A 20,406-nucleotide genomic window follows, 5' to 3' on the forward strand; every position below is an offset into this window, starting at 1 on the left:
TATTTTTTCATTTATTCAAACTTCACACTCTCCTCAAAATATATCTTCATTATATCTTTAATGTAAAATTAATAATTAATTGTATAAATATTATACAATTAAGTGATTAATATAAGTTTTAATAGCGGTATAATTTTTCACATAAACACTATTTAATGAAAAATTAAGTTTATAAAGGAAAAAAGATGGCAGGATTAAAAGATTTAAAAGGGCAAGGACACGCACCAACGCTGTTTATGGCTTTTTTATACTTCGATATGAGTTTTATGGTTTGGACTATGCTTGGTCCATTAAGTACAGAGATTAGTGAAGCACTTGCTCTTGGTGGACATATAATGACAGCTGGGGAAAAAGCAACTCTTCTTTCTCTTCCTATTCTTTCAGGTGCACTTTTAAGAATCCTACTTGGATTTGGTGTTGATAAACTTGGTGCAAAAACAACGGCACTTATGGCACAGACTGTTGTTATTGCTGCTTTATTAACTGCTTTTTTCATGGGTAGTAATATTACATATAATGCATTACTAATTGTTGCACTTGGTCTTGGTTTCGCAGGGGCTTCTTTTGCAGTTGCACTTCCACAAGCTGGTCAATGGTACCCGCCAAAACTTCAAGGTGTTGTTTTAGGAATTGCTGGTGCTGGAAATATTGGTGTTGTTATTGACTTTTTATTCGCTCCTAAAATCGCAGAGATTTGGGGTTGGGAATCAGTATTTGGGGTAGGTGCGGCAATGGCTATTGTTGTTCTTATTGCTTATGCTTTTTTAGCTAAAAATGCTCCTGCAGATGTTTATACTGCACGCCCTAAAAAGTTAAAAGATTATGGAAAACTTCTTAAAGATAAAGATACATGGTGGTTTAACCTTTTCTATGCAGTAAGTTTTGGTGGTTTCGTTGGTTTTGCCGGATATATGAAAGTTTATCTTATGAACACTTATCAAGCTGATATGAGTGCTTTTGGTCTGGATGTGCTTGATGAGAGCAACGTTAAAGTTGTTGCTGGTTACTTTGGAGCTTTATGTATATTTGCAGGTGCAGTTTTACGTCCTGTAGGTGGGGCTGTTGCAGATAAACTTGGTGGTATCAAATCACTTTACATCTTCTTTGGGACAGTTATTATTTTAGCGATTTTAAACGCAACAGTGACACTACTATTTGGTATAGCTATTGTAGTTCTGTTTTTAATCATGGCTAACCTTGGTATGGCTAATGGTGCGGTTTTCCAACTTGTTCCACAAAGATTTGGTAAAGATATTGGAATTATGACGGGAATTATCGGTGCTGCTGGTGGTCTTGGCGGTACAGCTCTTATTCAAACACTTGGATGGTCTAAAGGTGCATTTGATGGTTATTCAGCAGGTTTTATGATATTTGCAGTTGTTGTTCTAGTAGCTCTATCAGGAATATCTTTAGTAAAAACTAGATGGAGAACTACTTGGGGTGTTAGTGCCGGCGGTAGAATTTAAGCTTTAAAGTTTATCCAATAAGGAAAAGTTATGAAATACGCTACATTACCAATTATTTTAAAAGATATAAAAATCCTTCTAATCGGCGGTGGAAAGGTTGCTCTTCAAAAAGCAAAAGTATTAGTAAGAAATAAGATTGATTTTAAATGTATATCAAACGACTATATAGCAGAGTTTAAAGCTATTAGCGTAGAAAAGATTACTAAATATTTTACAATTGAAGATATTAACTCTTACTCAGTTGTAATAGATGCAACAGGCTCAGATGATGTTATGAAACAGATATTAGAGCATAAAAAGTGCAATAATTTTTTATATAACTGTGTTGATGTTCCAGATGTATGTGACTTTTTCTTTGCAGCTCTAATAGAACACGGAGCACTAAAAGTTGCTGTTTCATCAGCAGGTGCAAGTCCGACTTTGGCTCAAAGTGTTAGAGACAAAATTGCTAGAATGTTACCTCGTGGTTTAGAAGAACTGACCAATCAATTGCAAACAAAACGTGATATTGGCTTGATAGATATTAAAGAAGCAAAAAAACAGACTTCTAAAATGCTTGGAAAAGTTACCCTTGTTGGTTGTGGAACAGGTGATGTAGATTTACTAACTATCAAGGCATATAAATCTATTCAAAATGCGGATGTTGTTTTTATTGACCATCTGATAAGTAAGGAGATAATTGAGATTATTCCGACAAACACGATGAAGATCTCAGTTGGTAAGAAAAAAGGTGCACATAGTGTAAAGCAAGAGACAATTAACGAAATGTTGATTGAATATGCTTCAAAAGGTTTTGATATTGCAAGACTAAAAGCTGGAGATCCATATATATTTGGTCGCGGAGCTGAAGAGGCTCAGGCGCTTATGGAACAAAATATCAGAGTTGATGTAATTCCTGGTATCTCATCCGCAATTGCAGGACCACTAAGTGCCGGTATCGCTCCAACCGCGAGAGGTTATGCTACAAACCTCTCTATAGTATCAGCTCACCTGGCTGGGGACAGCATAAACACTCAGTGGATTGATTTGCTAAAAATGAAAAACCATACAACTATAGTTTTAATGGGTCTTTCGCGAGCAGATGAAATTGTGCAGGCTGCTCTTGAAGCCGGAGCAGATGGCTCTCTACCAACTGCTATTATCTCAAATGCATCACGTCCTAATCAAAAGAGAATCATAACAACTCTAGAACAACTTCCATATGCTGCTAAAGATGCTCCAAAACCTGGGATAATAGTGTTTGGTGATGTTGTTAACTTACATAAAATCTTGCCTCAGTATGAGTGCGAAACGGAGACTTTCAATGAAAAAACTGCATGAGGCTTATCAAGAGCGTAGTAAAAAAATAAATAAAATCGAACAGTTAAAAGAGTTAAATACTCCAAAAGCTGTTTATGATAATTTGCAGGCTATTTGCGCGGCAGGCTATGAAAACTTAAAAGATGAAGACAGTAAATACTTTTTAAAGTGTTTTGGCTTATTTGATAAAAATGATGGAACCTTTATGATTCGTGTTCGAATTGCCGGCGGGCAACTTAGTATAGAAAAAGCACTTGTAATTGGTGAGATATCTAAAGAGTATGGGAATGATTATATTGATATTACAACCCGTCAACAAATAGAACTTAGATACATAAAATTTGAGAATTTACATAAGGTTTTAACAAAGCTGGATGCTGTTGGAATAACTACATTTCAAACAGGAATTGATAATTTCAGAAACATAGTTACTTCTTCTTTTGATGGTCTGAGCAGTGACAGTTTTGTTGAGTGTATGCCGATTATAGAAGAATTACAAGGAGTATTTTTACACAAAGAGGAGTGGACAGGCGTTTTACCGCGTAAGTTTAATGCTGCCATTTTAGGGAGTGCTACAAATGATTGTAATATTTTTGGACATGACTGTTGTTTTATAGCTGCTAAAAAAGATGAAGAACTTGGATTTAACCTTTATCTTGGTGGTAGAGTCGGAATGCAAGCTGAAGACATTAACTTATTTATAAAGCCAGAAGAAGTGAAAGAGGTATTTTTAGCGGTTATTTCTCTTTTTAAAGAGTTTGGATTTCGTGATAACAGAAACAAAAATAGACTTCATTTTCTTATAGAAGCAGTAGGAATGGATGTTTTTAGAGATGCTATTATTCAAGTATCTAAAGCAACTCTTCAAAGTGGAGGTGAGTTACTACTGAGTAATGAACATAAAATAAATCAAGATGGCTGTGTGGAGTTACTTGATGATAAATCAGCAGTTCTTTTTAGCATACCCTCAGGTATTTTTTGTGGAAGTGATCTTATTTATTCTGCCGAGTGTACAAAAGAAGCTGAGGGTGAACTTCGTTTGTCGATAGAGCAGAGTTTTTACATGGTGTGTAAAAATGAAAAGATAGAGCAGATAAAAGCGACGCCTATTTATAAAAAGTATGAAAAATACCAAAATCCGTATTTTGTGCATCAAATTGCCTGTGCCGGAACGGCTACATGTTCATTTGGAGTTATTCCAAATAAACCCGATGCTGTAGAGATGGCAGAATTTTTACATAAAGAAGTTCCTCTAACAAATGCAAAAGTAAGAATGTACTGGTCAGCATGTCCAAAAGGCTGTGGAATTCACGGCATAGCAGATATTGGTTTTGAAGGGTGTAAAGCTAAAGATGAAGATGGAAATACATGTTATGGAGTTCATATCCTTCTAGGAGGAAAAGCTTCTTATGAGGCTAAAGAATCTCGTGTTATTTATAAAAGTATACCTTTAATAGAGGCAAAATATATAGTGAAAAAAATAATGCTTATGTATAAGAATGAACGTCAAAGTGCAGAGAGCTTTGAGATTTATGAAAGTCGAGTGCTTTCAATGTTAAATAATGATGAAGTAATTAAAAAGATAGAGAATTATCATTGAATAAGATATAATAACTTAGGTAGAACATCAAAAGTTAAAAAAAACGTTCGAGACGTTTTACAAATTTATGATTGAGTATTTCTAAACGTATAATCAGACTTTCTCTATGTCAACGGCTAATCAAAATCCGGAGTCAAATCTACATAATATTACTATACTAAAAGCTTATACTTAAAATACATGCTAAAAAAAACTATATCCGATGCAAAGATGTTCAATATATAGTTATATTTGGCAATCTTTAGCTTTAGGATAGAAATACGCAGCACCACCATAGGTGACTGCAAACACTACAAGGCTTATTATAGAGTTGCTAGTAAATAATTGTGTAATAGTTACTGCAACTGCTGCTAATGAAAATATGATAACGAACTTGATTATAAATCCATAGGGTGTGCATTGTCCTAGCATTTAAACCTCTTATATGTTTTTGAGAAGTATAGCAGTATATTGTTAAGCAAATAGCTGTATTAATGGAAAATGTAAGCTCCATAAACAGTACCTTATGGAGCATGTTCCAAAATTCAACTCTATTTGGAGTAATCTTCCTGTTACTAAAAATTGTTCCAAATATAAGAGGTTAAGGGTTTAAGTTAAATCTCTTTAAATGGAGATAACTTAAGAACTTAGAATAGCTATCATCGTACAATTACTTAGTTGGTAAGCAGCCAATATACTTGTAGAGACACAAGCTTTCATATTCTTCTAGTACACTTAGCACATAATAGTATTTTAATAAATTATTAGATAATATCTTCAATAAATTAGAAAGTATGACAAAGGTTACAAATGGCTAGAAAACAAAAAACCATACTTGGACAAATAAACACTGCACCAGCTCAAAGGCAATTCACTGACAGAGAAGAACCTCAAAAATCATTTATAAAATCATTAGCTGATGTAAATAATAGAGAGTATAGTATACTAACTTATTATGGTGTTGGAGGTATTGGAAAAAGTTCACTACAAAGACACCTAAAGGCTGAACATCTAGATAATAATAAAGATGCTGTTTATAGTTCTGTTGATTTTGATATAGAAGCGGATAGAGTTCAACATAGAGCTTTACGTATTCTCTCCCAAAACTTTAAATCAAATTTTAAAATAAAATTTACAGTATTTGATATGGCCTACATTATATATTGGAGTAAAGCATATCCTGATCATGATATAAAGAAAGATGGATTACCATTTTTAGAAGAAGGAAGCCATCTATCCTCTATCGTTGATACTTTTGCAGATGTTGGAGGTATAGCAGGGGCTGCATTAAATATTTTAGATTATGCATTTAAAAAATCTAAAGAAATTTCTTTTGATAGTAATCTTCAAACGGAACTAAAAAACTTAAATACACTTGATGAAACACAGATTGAAGAAAAGCTTCCCCTATTTTTTGCTCATGACCTTGATACTTATAAAAAGACAAGTCCAGAAAAAAAAGTAGTTATATTTTTAGATACCTATGAAGCTCTTTGGCAAAATAAGAGAAGTGATGCAAATCGTCTAAGTCAAGATGAATGGATAAGAGACTTTGTATCTGAGTTACCAAATGTATTATTTGTAATATGTGGAAGAGAAAAGATAAGATGGGAAGAAGTAGATAAGGAATGGAAAGAAGACTTAAATCAGCATATACTTGGAAATCTTAGTGAAGATGATGCAAAATCTTTTTTAAATAGCTGTGAAATAGTAGATACAGATATCCAAGATGAGATGATTGAGAGTAGTGAAGGCTTACCTTATTACTTAGACCTTTGTGTTGATACATACTATAAAATAAAAGACAGTGGGAATACTCCCTCAGCAAAATACTTTAGTGAAGTCGGTCAAGATGAAATATTTGAAAGATTTATGCGCTATCTTAGTCCCCAAGAACAAGAGACACTAAAAGTATTGGCTAATGCTAGATTTTATACTAAAGAGCTGTTCTCACTTCTCATAGAAGAGTTTAAAACAGGCTATCCTGTTACAGCAATGTATCAACTCAATACATTCTCTTTTATCAGAGAAGAAGATAAATCATTCTTTATTCATGATTTAATGAGAAAAAATTTAATCTCTTTCCAGCATGATGAACTAAATCAAGATGTAAATGAGTTTTTATTTAATCACTATGATATCTTTCTTCAAGATTTAGATATTAAAAATATTTCTCAAAATAGTATAGAAGCTCTTCCTGAAGCTTTTTATCATAAAGAGCAAATGGGTGATGTTAAAGCACTAAGTGATTGGTATGGTAAACCTTTTACGAAATTTATAACTGCTGCCAAGTACAAAGTTATAATAAACCTATCTATTAAATTACAAAGTTTATTAACAAAGGAAATGACAGATCAATATCACTTTACTGCAACAGTTAATGATCATTTAGCATGGGTTTATGAGTCAATAGGTCAGTATAAAGAAGCTTTACCTTTATACAAAGAAGCTTTGAAAATTAATATTAATATCCTCGGAATAAAACATCCAGATACAGCAGGTAGTTATAATAATTTAGCATTTATATATGAATATATGGGTAATTATGATGAAGCTCTTTTCCTTCATAAAAAAGCTTTATCTATCAGTAAGTCTCTATTGGGTGAAAATGACCCACGCATTGCTACTAGCTATAACAATATAGCAGTTGTTTATACGTCAATTGGTAACTATAGCGAGTCATTAGTAGTACATAAAAAAGCTTTATTAATTAGACAAAAACTACTTGGAGAAAAACATCTTGATACAGCTACTAGTTGCAATAACCTTGCGATAGTTTATAAATTAATAGGGAACTATGAAGAAGCACTACTTCTTTTTAAAAAAGCGATTTTAGTAAGAGAAAAAATATTAGGCGAAGAGCATCCAGATACTGCTACTAGTTATAATAATATTGCATCTCTTTTAGAGTCTATGGGGAATTATGATGAAGCTCTGCCACTTTATAAAAAAGCTTTAGCAATAAGAGTAAAAGTATTAGGGGAGAAGCATCCAGATACTACTACTAGTTACAATAATCTTGCTATGCTTTCTGGAATAATGGGTAATCTTTAGGATTCTTAGCTTAAATTATAAAAAACTAATACTTTTCCTAAAATCCACTATGATGAACCTCTAAAATCAAACCAGTAAAATTTATTTTCTTATTCCTAAAGATACTAAAAAAGTAGGGATAAAAAGATAAGTGTAAAAAGTTCCACAATCAGTAGAGACTGTGAAAGAACTCCCAAAGCAAGTGATAATCACAAATAAGCTAAAATAGATATATTATATATCTACGAAAAAGGCTTAACAATGCCAAATTACAAAGAAGGTTTAAACCGTAATCAACAACTTCTTTTTCCACCCAGTCTGGATGAGTATGTTGATGAGAATAATCTAGTAAGAGCTATTGATAGTTATGTTGACAGTATAGATATGGCTGCCTTTGGAGTCTTTACAAGTAGTGGTAGTTTGGATGGTCAACCAGCATATCATCCAGCACTACTTTTGAAGATTTATCTCTATGGATATCTCAATAGTATCCGAAGTTCTAGAAAGCTCGAACGTGAACTTAAACGCAATGTTGAGATGATGTGGCTTTGTGCTGGACTTACTCCTGGATACAAGACTATTGCTAACTTTCGCAAAGATAATCCCAAGGTACTGAAACAATTATTTCGTGACTTTGTAATGCTATGCCGTTCTGTCGATTTGATTGATGGAGAAGTCGTTGCCATTGACGGTGCCTTTTTACGGGCTAATGCATCAAAGAATCAACTTATCTCTGAAACAATGACTCGTAAGGATATAGAATCTGTTGATGAGAAAATAGCAGAGTATTTAAGTTCACTAGAGTATAGCGATAGCTGTGAGAAGAAAGAGATAGCACCAGTAGTACACAAGCAATATCTGGATCGACTTAAAAAATATAAATCAAAATTGAACAGTAATCTACACACATTGAAAGAGCGTAATGTAACACAATATTGCAAAAGTGATCCCGATGCTACCTTGATGCGTAAACCGGCACATCATCTTATGGCCTATAATACCCAGATTGCTGTTGATGGTAAATACAAGTTTATTGTCGCTACTGACATCTCCACCAAAGGAGTTGACTTAGATCAACTTTATCCTCTAGCAACTCAAGCTAAAGAAGCTACAGGCAATAAACATATCAAAGTCGTAGCTGATGCAGGTTACTACAATCCAAAAGAGATTAAGAGATGTGTTGATGAGGGAATAGATGTTTATGTACCCATACAAGATAAGCAAAAAAAGCAAGTAGACAGAGGAAAGTTTCCTCGTGATGCATTTCATTATGATGAAGCCAACGATTGCTATCACTGCCCAAACAACAAAGTGTTAAAGCGAAAAAAAACTATTTATGAGAATAAGGGTATCAAGCGTTTTATGTATTTCGGTACCCACTCTGTATGTAAAGTCTGTCCATTACGTTCAGAGTGTCTTCCTGAGAAAACACCTGCAAAACGTCTCTGGCGCTGGGAGCATGAAGCACTCATTGTCGAACACCGTACAAAGATGCAGACACCCAAGGCTAGAACTATGATTAAACAACGTGCCGCTTTGGCAGAACATCCTTTTGGTACAATCAAACAAAATCTTGGCTGGAGCCACTTTCTGATGCGTGGTAAAACAAAAGTTGCTGGAGAAAATGCTCTCATTATGCTCACCTATAATTTCAGAAGATTGTTGAACCTGATTGGCATTGCACTGTTTCAAAAGCTTATGAAAGCGTTAAAAAGTGGCAATCTTGAGAGTATCAAGCAAGAAATAGCGGAGTATCTTGCAGTTTTATACTTTTTTAGGACATTTTTTCGTCAAAAAATGAGTTTTTCCGCCTGAACCTTAAAAATATTCTTAAGCTCGACACTTTTTACTGATACATGATTAGTTCTTTCACAGTCTCAGTACTTTGTGGAGCATGTTCCAAAATTCAACTCTATTTGGAACAACGTTGCTGTTACTAAAAACTGTTCCAAGTATAAGAGGTTATGAGATTTATATTATAGGCTTGCTAGCAAGAGCAATGAAAGACGAGAGTATACTATCTATTCTGCGCCAGTGAAACTTTGGTAGTATAAGACAATTAAGATATTTTGTTATATAATAAGTAAAGAAACATCAAGTTATAACATTTTAATTACTCAACTTTCGCACATAAAACCTAACTCTTTTTGAGTATAAGCACTGAGCACAGCGATAATATTGAGTAAATTTTTATTATCCTTGACAACATTTTGGATTTCAGAGATTTTTGTCAGTATTTTAATAAAGAGTTGCATTGATATTGCCAGTGTTTCAAGCTCACATTCTAAATCTCTAAAGAGTTCTCCAAGAGTTTGTGGTTCATGCTTTATACGGTTAATATAACTTACAATGTTATATGCAAACATAGATAGTGTTATTTTTGCAATTAGTGATTCATAGATACGATTTTCTTCTTTTCCAAAACCGAAGAGGTTTCTGAGATCTTTATAGCCTTGTTCAATATTCCATCTCTTTTTATAAGTTGCTAGAATCTCTTTGCCTGCAATAGTAATATCACTTGAGATAAAAACTAACAACTCTTTACCTGTGTGTAAAAATACGAGCTTGACTTTACCTAAAACTGCATGTTCTACAATGGCATCGAAATATTTGTACGATATTTTGCCATGTTTACCACTACTTTTGTGACGATAGTTTTTCATACTGTCATAGATTGCATTCATAGTTTTATGTTTGCCTTTAAAGTTCCAAATAAGTTTATTGTTTGGAAGTCTTGCTATTACTGGCATACCAAGTTCATTAGCTTGATGTATGAAATTCGGTTTAGCATACCAGCTATCTACGAGCAAGTAATCTGCATCAACACCGTTATCCAAAGCTCTTTGCAGCATCTCAATAGCTAGTATATTTTTGCCTTTAGTAATTTCACTCTTTCTCTGATATGCATTACTTCTGTGATGTAGCTTATTTGTGAACTCTGAAATATCTTTTCTATTGCTACCATTCATTTTTATAGAAAAATCTAATTGAAAAGTTGAATGTGAATCTGCATAATTTAGAGATACGATATTGAGCGCATTGATACTCCTATGTTCTTTATTGCTCCAAATATATTTACAGCTTCCCTCAATGTATTTACCTCTCTTAGACTCTACTGTATCGTCAATAATGAGTAAGCGATGTTCACCATTTTTATGTAGTGGTTTTATTCTTTGCAAAAGTGCAGTAGTACTTAGCATTAAAAACTTTCGCCAGTTGTAACGACTATCTTTGATAAATCTGTAATAGGCATCTTTCCCAAATGCACTATCGCTCTTTTTTATAAATGTTGACTGGCGTTTTTGCATCACTAACATATAAACGAAGTGTAATATTATTTGAAATGGTGGATAGCCAACATTTCGTTTAATGAAGTTGCTCTGCTTAAGTATTTTTGTGATTTTTATCTCTGTTAGCACTTCAAGTATTGGATTCTTTAATATGCTTCTCACTGCAGTTTGTATATAATTGTCAAGTTCCATAAAATAGCCTTGTATTTTTGATGTTGTGGTGACAAAATTATACTAAAAAGTGGCTATTTATGGGCTTTAATACTCAAATTAAGTTCGTGGATTTAGTGAAATCTATGTGCGAAAGTTGAGTTAATTACTTGTATGCATAGGAGAAAATATTAAAAATAAACGCCGTGAATATAACCGTCTTGTTGCTGATGAGACGATAGAAGATTATTCTCTTCGCTATACTCCAAAATCATTTAGAAAATTCTCTGAGTTACTTATAGCAAATACTGCTATTGGGAGTATCTCATTTTTAGCACTTGAAGTTATTGGTGCTTCTATCGCAATTAGTTACGGATTTTCTACTGCATTTTTGGCAATTCTTACTGCATCTATTATTATATTTTTAACAGCTATTCCTATAAGTTATCATGCCGCTAAATACAATATAGATATTGACCTTATTACACGAGGTGCTGGATTTGGTTATGTTGGTTCAACTATCACTTCGCTTATCTATGCCTCTTTTAGTTTTATATTTTTTGCACTAGAAGCTGCAATTATGGCACAAGCTCTTGAACTCTATTTTGGACTTCCTTTAGCTTGGGGATATTTACTTAGTTCACTCATTATTATCCCCTTAGTTTTTTATGGAATAACACTGATAAATAAACTTCATTTATGGACTCAGCCCATTTGGTTACTAATGATGATTGCACCTTTTGTGGCAGTTTTACTTAAGGAACCTCAAGCCGTAGAGACATTCTTGAATTTTAATGGAACCATTTCTGGAAGTAGTGAATTTAATATTTACTATTTTGGCTTTGCAGTAGGGGTATCTCTTGCACTTATTGCTCAAATAGGCGAACAAGTTGATTACTTACGATTTATGCCATCTTTAACAAAAGAGAATCGCTTTAAATGGTGGACATCGATGTTAATAGCTGGTCCAGGATGGATTATACTTGGCTTTTTAAAGCAGATGGGTGGTATATTATTAGCAGGTCTTGTTCTTCTAGCCGGGTTCTCTTTACATGAAGCAAAAACTCCTATTCAGATGTACTACACGGGATATCAGTATATTTTTGATAATCCCCAAATTGCTTTAGCTGCTGCAACATTTTTTGTAGTGGTTTCTCAGATTAAGATTAATGTTACAAATGCTTATGCAGGTTCACTTGCCTGGTCTAACTTCTTTTCTCGTGTAACGCATTCTCATCCAGGTCGTGTTGTTTGGATGGTCTTTAATATAGGTATTGCTCTTCTTCTAATGGAACTTGGACTTTTTGATGCACTTGAGAGTGTTCTTGGACTTTATTCAAATGTAGCTATTGCGTGGATTAGTGCGATTACAGCAGATTTAATTATCAACAAGCCACTAGGACTAAGTCCAAAAATTATTGAGTTTAAACGTGCTTATCTTTACAACTTTAATCCTGTTGGTGTTGGAAGTATGGGTATAGCATCAGTTGTCTCGATTCTTAGCTTTATGGGAATGTTTGGAGATATGGCTCAGAGTTACTCTTCTATTATTGCTATGTTTATGGCATTTTCTCTTTCCCCTTTAATCGCTTATATGACAAAAGGGAAATATTATATAGCTCGTCCAAATACACTACAAGATACCGAGGAAACAAATTATCATTGTGAAATATGTGACAATGATTATGAAAAAGAAGATATGTCCTATTGTCCTTTACATGAAGTTGAAATATGTTCTTTATGCTGTTCTTTGGATTCTCTTTGTCATGATGTATGTAAAAAAAGCAGTCAGAAATCTCTTCGTGAACAAACAGGGAACTTAATTGGAAAACTATTCTTTGGAAAAATATCTACTATGGCATCGCTAAGAATATTTGACTTTACGATTATCCTTTCTTTACTGCTCTTTACAATAGTTATTGCTATTTGGATGGTTTACTCTTCACAAATTAAACATCTAAGCCCAGATGTAATTATATACTTTAAAGAATCATTTACAACTATCTTTTTTATTATTGCACTTATCGTAAGTACACTAGTCTGGTGGGTTTTACTACTTCAAGAAAATAGACTATTAGCTGAAGATGAACTTGAAGAACAAAATGAGATACTTAAAAAACAAAAAGATGTTTTATCTCAGCAAACGCAAATGATAAAACAGACACATGACAGTATGATTTCTACAGATTTAGAAGGTAATATACTTACTTGGAATCATGGTTCGGAATTACTCTTTGGATATAAGGAAGAAGAAGCCATTGGAAAACATATATCTATGGTATATCGAAAAGAAGACCTAGAAGATTTTTCCTCAAGTATAGAAACTTTAATGCAAACAGGTGCATATAGTTCAGAGCTACAATTTATTACAAAATCCAAAAAAACAGTATGGGCATCTCTCTCGATTTCATTACTAAGAGATGAAACTGGAACGCCCATACAAATGGTTGGTTATGCTCAAGATATCACAAAAAGACATGAACTAGGTAAAGAACTTAAATCTAGTCATGAAATGTTAAGTAAACTTAGCCAAAATGTACCTGGGGCTATTTATCAGTACAGACTTTTCCCAGATGGACATGCAAGCTTTCCTTATGCTAGTAATGGAATAAGAGAGGTATATGAAGTTGAGCCTAAAGATATAGTCAATGATGCCCAACCAGTATTTGATATTTTACATCCAGATGACTTGGAGATGATAGCAACTTCTATTCGACACTCAGCTAACACTATGAATGACTGGAGTATACAATATAGAGTTAATTTACCAATAAAAGGTGTGCGTTGGCTGGAAGGATTCTCAAAACCTGAAAAACTTGAAGATGGAAGTATTTTATGGAATGGATATATTAATGATATAACCGATAGAAAGAATGCAGAGAATGAACTCAGTAAACAAAAAATATTTTAGACCATCAAGCACATCATGATGCCTTAACAGGATTACCCAACAGAGTTCTTTTTAACGATAGACTTTCTCAAGCTATAGAAAAATCTAAACGTAATAAATTAAAATTAGCATTACTTTTTATAGACCTAGACCACTTTAAAGAGATAAACGATTCACTCGGTCATGACATAGGGGATGAAATTTTAAAAGAAGTTACACATAGACTCAGGGGAACAATAAGAGATGAAGATACAGTAGCAAGACTTGGTGGAGATGAGTTTACAGTAATACTAGAAGACCTAAATCAAGGACAAGATGCTTCTTCTATAGCAGCTAAACTATTAGAGAGTTTAGCTAAATCTATGCATATCAATGACAATGTTCTATATGTATCAAGTAGTATTGGAATCAGTATTTATCCTGACGATGGAGTATCTGCTAAAGACCTTCTTAAGTTTGCGGATTCTGCAATGTATAAAGCAAAAGATGATGGGAGAAATAACTTCCAATATTATAACGCTAGCATGACAGAATTAGCATTTGAAAGAGTTGTAATGGAGACAAGTTTAAGAGCTGCTTTAAAAAACAATGAATTTATAGTCTACTATCAACCACAAGTAAATGGTGCTACAGATAAGCTCATAGGAATGGAAGCATTAGTTAGATGGCAACACCCAACTATGGGCTTAGTAGCTCCAGATAAGTTCATCCCCCTTGCGGAATCTACAGGACTAATAGTTGAATTAGATAGATATGTTATGAAAAGAGCAATGATGCAAATATCACAGTGGTATGAGCAAGGGCTCAACCCTGGAGTATTAGCAATGAATCTTGCTATAAAACAATTTCAAAGACAAGACTTTATCCCAATGTTTAAAGAACTAATGCAAGAGACAAACTGTCAAGCAGAGTGGCTAGAACTAGAAGTAACAGAAGGTAAAATTATGACACACCCTGAAGAATCTATTAAAATACTAAACGAGATTAGTGACTTAGGTATAGAATTAGCAGTAGATGACTTTGGAACTGGATACTCTTCATTAGCATACCTCAAAAGGTTACCAATAGATAAACTAAAAATAGACCAAGCGTTTATAAGAGATTTACCAGACGATGAAGAAGATGCAGTAATTACAAAAGCTGTTATTGCTCTTTCAAAAAGTTTAAATCTCAAAGTAATAGCAGAAGGTGTTGAGACTAAAGAACAAAGAGACTTTTTAGTTGAAAATGGCTGTAAGAAAATTCAAGGATATTTTTATTCTAAACCTATTCCTGCTGATGAGTTAGAGCTTATACTAAGGAATGGGTTTTAAATATTAACATTTCTGTTTAAGTTCCAGAACTAGTTATTTTTGGAACTTTTCTATAAGTTCCAAACTAAATTGTTTAACTATGATACAATTTTTTACACTCTCAATTTTAATGACTATCGAGCATTATCTTAATCTAATCCTCTAGATTAAGCCACCAGCCAATCACATTTTTATGTTTTTGGGCTGCTTTGTAAAACCACTCTTCAAGTGCCATTCCATCAAGACCCATGCCGTTTTTACTCTCAAACTGTTCTTCGTATTCCTCTTGCGAGCCAAAGCCCTCTAGTATTGCAACAATCGAGTATCTTGCACCAATATTGTCGTTATGGTTAGATTTTAAAAGTTCCATAAAAATATTTAAAGCAATATCTTTATCTTCGTTTGCCCATATAAACATTCCATAGTTAAATATCATCCGTATAATATGTCTATTTTCTATAAATCCCCAAGGAAGTTCATCTGGAAATCTACCATTGTTGTCTATGAGGTCTATTGCTCTTTTAAAACCTTCTTCCATAATCTTTATAGCATTTTTAAAATCACGATCCATTAAGTGGTATTCATGGAGTGTTATGTATGGATCAAAGTAGTCAGCATCTTTTTTAACAATGCCTTTTAAAGCTTTAATGCTCTTTTTGACATCATCAGCTTCAGGAGATTCTATAAACTCCCAGTAAAGCTCATTCACTTCAAACCTGTCTTTATCTATAAACTCATAAGGTTCATCAGTTCGCAGATGCTTTGCTCTGCCCTCTAACCAAAACTCTACATCAAATGCTTTTTGTGTAATGGCAGAGCCTTTAACATCAAAATACTCTCCAACACTTTTTGCAGTGATACCACCTCTACCGTTAAGGTTATTTCGTTTAAGATAGATATAAACAATTGCCCCAGCCAAAAGATTTGGTTTTTGAGCATCTTGTATCATTTGTGGATTATTTTTGTTTAGAGTTTCTAACATATTTAAAGGCTCAGGACTTACTTTTAAAAACTCAAAGCTGTACTTGCGAAGTTGGTGTTCTATTGTTTTGTAATTATCTGTCATTTAGGTTACCTATAGAGTGTATTAATAAGCACTGTATAAAACTTTTTTAAAAACATTGTCTCATGCACGCTATTTACTGGCTTTTTAATTCTAATTTTATTCAATATATATTCAAATATAGCTTCATTTGCTTGTGCTCTGATATAGAATTTAATGTGATGTATCAGTGTTTCACAGTCTCTGTAGGTTTTGGAGCTTTTAACTTCTTATGTTAAGAAAGCTCTTCTAAATAAGGGTCAATTTACTATGCACTAGCTTGAAGTTTCACACCAAAACTATCTAGTACTTTCATTATAGTTTCAAACCTAGGTTTAGAGTCAGCACTAAATGTTTTGTAGAGACTTTCACGTCCTAGGCCTGTATCTTTTGCTATTTGGCTCATACCTTTAGCTTTTGCTATATTTCCAATAGCTTCTAGCAGTTCATTCATATCACCATCTTCAAGTACTTGAGTGAGATACTCTGCTATCATCTCTTTAGAATCTAAATATTGAGACACATCGAATGTTGTTAACTTAGTCATCTTATAACTCCTTTGCTATTTTTTTAGCTTTTACAATATCTTCTGACTGGGTAGATTTATCTCCAGCAATAAGAAGAATCACTATTTCTTCCTTTCGTATGGTGTAATAAACTCTATACCCTGGTCCAGTAGTAATTCGAAGTTCGCTAATCTCTGAAGAGATTGATTTATAATCTCCAAAATTACCCTCTTGAGCTCTTTGAATTCTTCTTAAAATAGCTACTTTAGCTTTTGTATCTTTTAACTTGAGTAGCCATTTAGAGAATATTTCAGTTTGTTTAATCATATACATGTTTATATTGTATCTAATTAGATACATATCTGTCAATAACAAAATTCTTATAGAAATACCAATACTCTTTACAAACCTATTGATATATGAGATAAATAGTAAGTTCAACACAAAGGATGAACTATGAACGTAGGTTATGCAAGAGTTTCAACTTCTAGCCAAAATCTTGAGAATCAAATTGATCAACTTAAAGATGCTGGCTGTGTAAAGATTTTCTCTGAAAAAAAATCTGGTAAAAATAAAGCTGATCGTCAGCAGTTCAATATCATGATGGATTTCGTTCGAGAGGGAGATATACTTTTTATTACAAAGCTTGATAGATTAGCAAGGTCTGTAATAGACCTTCAGAATATAGCGAAGTCTTTAGAAGATAAAAATATTGATCTCAAAGTCATTCAACAAAGCATTGATACTACAACACCGGCAGGAAGATTATTATTTACAATGCTAGGTGCTATTGCAGAGTTTGAAAGAGATCTTATTAACGAGCGAGTTAGAGAAGGAATTGAAGCTGCAAAGAAAAAAGGCGTTCAATTTGGAAGAAAAGCTATTCTAAATAGTAAAGAGAAAAATGTCATATATAAGGAACACGAAAAAGGAAAGTCTGTGGCATGGCTGTCAAAATTCTTCCATGTTGCTCGTAATACGATCTATAGAGCTATTAAAGATGTAGCTAAAAAGAAGTAGTCAGTTTGACTACTTCATAATGTTCAAAAATCCAACTCTATTTGGAACAATCTTTCTGTTACTAAAAATTGTTCCAAATATAAGAGGTTCAGAAACACTTTCATAAGACAGGACTTGAGATATTTATTATACATATTAGATGGTTTTGTGAAAAGTGTATTAGGAGTCTGCTTTGTGAGACACTGAAGATATTTTTGTATAATGACTTCAAGGATTTTATAATGCAGAATGAAAGTACAGATATTAAAATAGCATTAAGGCTAGCAATTGAACAAACTAATAACGTGGCTGACTGGTTAGATGGATTAACTGTGGATATAGGATTACTTGAGAAAGTAGTTGGAGCATATGTTTTAATCACAAAAGAGCATCAACACTCAATTATTAATCTGATTGAAGATAATAGACGAATATCTGCAGCAGCTTTAGTACGTCCACAATACGATGCTATGGTTCGTGGTACTTGGTTGGCTTTTAAAGGTAATGAAGTTATAGCCAATAAAATTTATAAAGATGAATATAAATTTAAAGGACTTGAAAAAATGTGTAAACAAATTGATGTATTGTTAACTGATGACTTTTTTTCAAGAGTTCATAAAAATAATATTAATGCCTTGCATAGTTATACACATGGTGGATGGCATATGCTTTCAAGATGTCTAGATGAAAATTATATAGCATCTTCTTTTACAGATTCAGAAATGATAGAAATTTTAAATGCAACAACGATGAATATGCTGATGATAGTCCTTGCTTATGCTGTTAGAATAGATGATGAAATCTTAATGAAGAAAGCTAAAAGAGAGATAATACAAAAATAGTTTAACCTCATGCACTTTGTGAGTTTATTTTTATTAGTGTATTTATGCCCTTGTCTAATATCTCGATAAATTATATACTTAGAATAACAAAGTAAAAAAGCTAAAAGGATTTAAAAATGGAATTAGTAATATTAGTATATATGACAATATCAATTATGGCAGGATATGCAATTGTACGTGGAGGTAAGATACTAATAACTTTAGGGGTAATTTTACTAATAGTGTCACTAAGTAGTAACCCTACGATAATGGCTTTTAACGTTATAGGATATATTATGGGAGCTATAATAGCTTATCTAATTAAAAAGAAGGCCTCAAAAAATAACTGATATTTAGCTATATATACATGAAACATAAATAAAAAGGGATTTTTAATGAAAAAAATAATTTAGTTTTATTATTAAATATTTTGAACGCTAAAGCAACCGTAAACAATGCATATATTGAAAGTATAATAATGAAAGTAGCATCAACTGGACACTTAGACAAGCAAAGTCACACATTACTTTGGAATGAATTAAATAAGTTACTCAACTTTCGCACATAAAACCTAACTCTTTTTGAGTATAAGCACTGAGCACAGCGATAATATTGAGTAAATTTTTATTATCCTTGACAACATTTTGGATTTCAGAGATTTTTGTCAGTATTTTAATAAAGAGTTGCATTGATATTGCCAGTGTTTCAAGCTCACATTCTAAATCTCTAAAGAGTTCTCCAAGAGTTTGTGGTTCATGCTTTATACGGTTAATATAACTTACAATGTTATATGCAAACATAGATAGTGTTATTTTTGCAATTAGTGATTCATAGATACGATTTTCTTCTTTTCCAAAACCGAAGAGGTTTCTGAGATCTTTATAGCCTTGTTCAATATTCCATCTCTTTTTATAAGTTGCTAGAATCTCTTTGCCTGCAATAGTAATATCACTTGAGATAAAAACTAACAACTCTTTACTTGTGTGTAAAAATACGAGCTTGACTTTACCTAAAACTGCATGTTCTACAATGGCATCGAAATATTTGTACGATATTTTGCCATGTTTACCACTACTTTTGTGACGATAGTTTTTCATACTGTCATAGATTGCATTCATAGTTTTATGTTTGCCTTTAAAGTTCCAAATAAGTTTATTGTTTGGAAGTCTTGCTATTACTGGCATACCAAGTTCATTAGCTTGATGTATGAAATTCGGTTTAGCATACCAGCTATCTACGAGCAAGTAATCTGCATCAACACCGTTATCCAAAGCTCTTTGCAGCATCTCAATAGCTAGTATATTTTTGCCTTTAGTAATTTCACTCTTTCTCTGATATGCATTACTTCTGTGATGTAGCTTATTTGTGAACTCTGAAATATCTTTTCTATTGCTACCATTCATTTTTATAGAAAAATCTAATTGAAAAGTTGAATGTGAATCTGCATAATTTAGAGATACGATATTGAGCGCATTGATACTCCTATGTTCTTTATTGCTCCAAATATATTTACAGCTTCCCTCAATGTATTTACCTCTCTTAGACTCTACTGTATCGTCAATAATGAGTAAGCGATGTTCACCATTTTTATGTAGTGGTTTTATTCTTTGCAAAAGTGCAGTAGTACTTAGCATTAAAAACTTTCGCCAGTTGTAACGACTATCTTTGATAAATCTGTAATAGGCATCTTTCCCAAATGCACTATCGCTCTTTTTTATAAATGTTGACTGGCGTTTTTGCATCACTAACATATAAACGAAGTGTAATATTATTTGAAATGGTGGATAGCCAACATTTCGTTTAATGAAGTTGCTCTGCTTAAGTATTTTTGTGATTTTTATCTCTGTTAGCACTTCAAGTATTGGATTCTTTAATATGCTTCTCACTGCAGTTTGTATATAATTGTCAAGTTCCATAAAATAGCCTTGTATTTTTGATGTTGTGGTGACAAAATTATACTAAAAAGTGGCTATTTATGGGCTTTAATACTCAAATTAAGTTCGTGGATTTAGTGAAATCTATGTGCGAAAGTTGAGTTA

Annotated in this window: 15 protein-coding genes; 10 read left to right on the forward strand and 5 right to left on the reverse strand. The window is 33.0% G+C overall.

Going from position 1 to position 20,406, the window contains the following annotated elements; translation table 11 throughout:
* Positions 1-185 precede the first annotated feature (185 nt).
* From HUE88_RS07465 to HUE88_RS07485, 5 genes are all read left to right on the forward strand, one after another.
* Positions 186-1,466, forward strand: coding sequence for an MFS transporter (locus HUE88_RS07465; RefSeq protein ID WP_194368103.1), 1,281 nt, complete (start codon positions 186-188; stop codon positions 1,464-1,466).
* A gap of 30 nt (positions 1,467-1,496) precedes the next feature.
* Positions 1,497-2,786: a uroporphyrinogen-III C-methyltransferase gene (cobA, locus tag HUE88_RS07470; RefSeq protein WP_194368104.1), complete on the forward strand. Its 1,290-nt coding sequence runs from the start codon at positions 1,497-1,499 to the stop codon at positions 2,784-2,786.
* Positions 2,770-4,365: a ferredoxin--nitrite reductase gene (locus HUE88_RS07475; protein WP_194368105.1), complete on the forward strand. Its 1,596-nt coding sequence runs from the start codon at positions 2,770-2,772 to the stop codon at positions 4,363-4,365. Before cobA ends, HUE88_RS07475 begins: the two co-directional genes overlap by 17 nt.
* A gap of 789 nt (positions 4,366-5,154) precedes the next feature.
* Positions 5,155-7,398, forward strand: coding sequence for a tetratricopeptide repeat protein (locus HUE88_RS07480; protein WP_194368106.1), 2,244 nt, complete (start codon positions 5,155-5,157; stop codon positions 7,396-7,398).
* Positions 7,399-7,638: 240 nt separating this feature from the next.
* Positions 7,639-9,192 (forward strand): IS1182 family transposase, encoded by a 1,554-nt coding sequence (locus HUE88_RS07485; protein ID WP_194368094.1) that lies wholly within the window; start codon positions 7,639-7,641, stop codon positions 9,190-9,192.
* A gap of 302 nt (positions 9,193-9,494) precedes the next feature.
* On the opposite strand, the gene HUE88_RS07490 is transcribed toward HUE88_RS07485, so the two are convergent.
* On the reverse strand, positions 9,495-10,859 hold the full coding sequence (locus HUE88_RS07490; RefSeq protein WP_194368107.1) for an IS4 family transposase: 1,365 nt from the start codon (positions 10,857-10,859) through the stop codon (positions 9,495-9,497).
* A 349-nt stretch (positions 10,860-11,208) separates the two neighbouring features.
* On the opposite strand from HUE88_RS07490, the gene HUE88_RS07495 reads away from it, so the two are divergent.
* Together HUE88_RS07495 and HUE88_RS07500 are read left to right on the forward strand one after the other, a co-directional pair.
* Positions 11,209-13,728 carry a PAS domain S-box protein gene (locus HUE88_RS07495; protein ID WP_229860028.1) on the forward strand — a complete coding sequence of 840 codons (2,520 nt, stop codon included), beginning with the start codon at positions 11,209-11,211 and terminating at the stop codon, positions 13,726-13,728.
* Positions 13,722-15,020, forward strand: coding sequence for a putative bifunctional diguanylate cyclase/phosphodiesterase (locus HUE88_RS07500; protein ID WP_229860196.1), 1,299 nt, complete (start codon positions 13,722-13,724; stop codon positions 15,018-15,020). Before HUE88_RS07495 ends, HUE88_RS07500 begins: the two co-directional genes overlap by 7 nt.
* A gap of 133 nt (positions 15,021-15,153) precedes the next feature.
* Here HUE88_RS07500 and HUE88_RS07505 read toward each other — a convergent pair whose 3' ends face one another.
* The 3 genes from HUE88_RS07505 to HUE88_RS07515 all read right to left on the reverse strand — a co-directional run bounded on the left by HUE88_RS07505 (position 15,154) and on the right by HUE88_RS07515 (position 16,874).
* A complete protein-coding gene (locus HUE88_RS07505; protein WP_194368108.1) occupies positions 15,154-16,065 on the reverse strand; it encodes a hypothetical protein in 912 nt (303 codons plus the stop codon).
* Between the two features lie 244 nt (positions 16,066-16,309).
* The gene (locus HUE88_RS07510) at positions 16,310-16,588 is read right to left on the reverse strand and encodes an addiction module antidote protein (RefSeq protein ID WP_194368109.1); all 279 of its coding nucleotides are present in this window, start codon (positions 16,586-16,588) and stop codon (positions 16,310-16,312) included.
* 1 nt (position 16,589) lies between these two features.
* Positions 16,590-16,874 carry a type II toxin-antitoxin system RelE/ParE family toxin gene (locus HUE88_RS07515; protein WP_268245913.1) on the reverse strand — a complete coding sequence of 95 codons (285 nt, stop codon included), beginning with the start codon at positions 16,872-16,874 and terminating at the stop codon, positions 16,590-16,592.
* 129 nt (positions 16,875-17,003) lie between these two features.
* Here HUE88_RS07515 and HUE88_RS07520 point away from each other — a divergent pair, with 129 nt between their 5' ends.
* The 3 genes from HUE88_RS07520 (at position 17,004) to HUE88_RS07530 (ending at position 18,717) form a co-directional block, all read left to right on the forward strand.
* On the forward strand, positions 17,004-17,567 hold the full coding sequence (locus HUE88_RS07520; protein ID WP_194368110.1) for a recombinase family protein: 564 nt from the start codon (positions 17,004-17,006) through the stop codon (positions 17,565-17,567).
* Between the two features lie 221 nt (positions 17,568-17,788).
* Positions 17,789-18,388 (forward strand): DUF6988 family protein, encoded by a 600-nt coding sequence (locus HUE88_RS07525; protein WP_194368111.1) that lies wholly within the window; start codon positions 17,789-17,791, stop codon positions 18,386-18,388.
* A 116-nt stretch (positions 18,389-18,504) separates the two neighbouring features.
* Positions 18,505-18,717, forward strand: coding sequence for a hypothetical protein (locus HUE88_RS07530; RefSeq protein WP_194368112.1), 213 nt, complete (start codon positions 18,505-18,507; stop codon positions 18,715-18,717).
* A gap of 201 nt (positions 18,718-18,918) precedes the next feature.
* Here HUE88_RS07530 and HUE88_RS07535 read toward each other — a convergent pair whose 3' ends face one another.
* Positions 18,919-20,283 carry an IS4 family transposase gene (locus HUE88_RS07535; protein WP_194368113.1) on the reverse strand — a complete coding sequence of 455 codons (1,365 nt, stop codon included), beginning with the start codon at positions 20,281-20,283 and terminating at the stop codon, positions 18,919-18,921.
* Between the last annotated feature and the right edge of the window lie 123 nt (positions 20,284-20,406).

Origin of the sequence: Candidatus Sulfurimonas baltica, from assembly GCF_015265455.1 — a bacterium.
Classification (GTDB): Bacteria; Campylobacterota; Campylobacteria; order Campylobacterales; family Sulfurimonadaceae; genus Sulfurimonas; species Sulfurimonas baltica.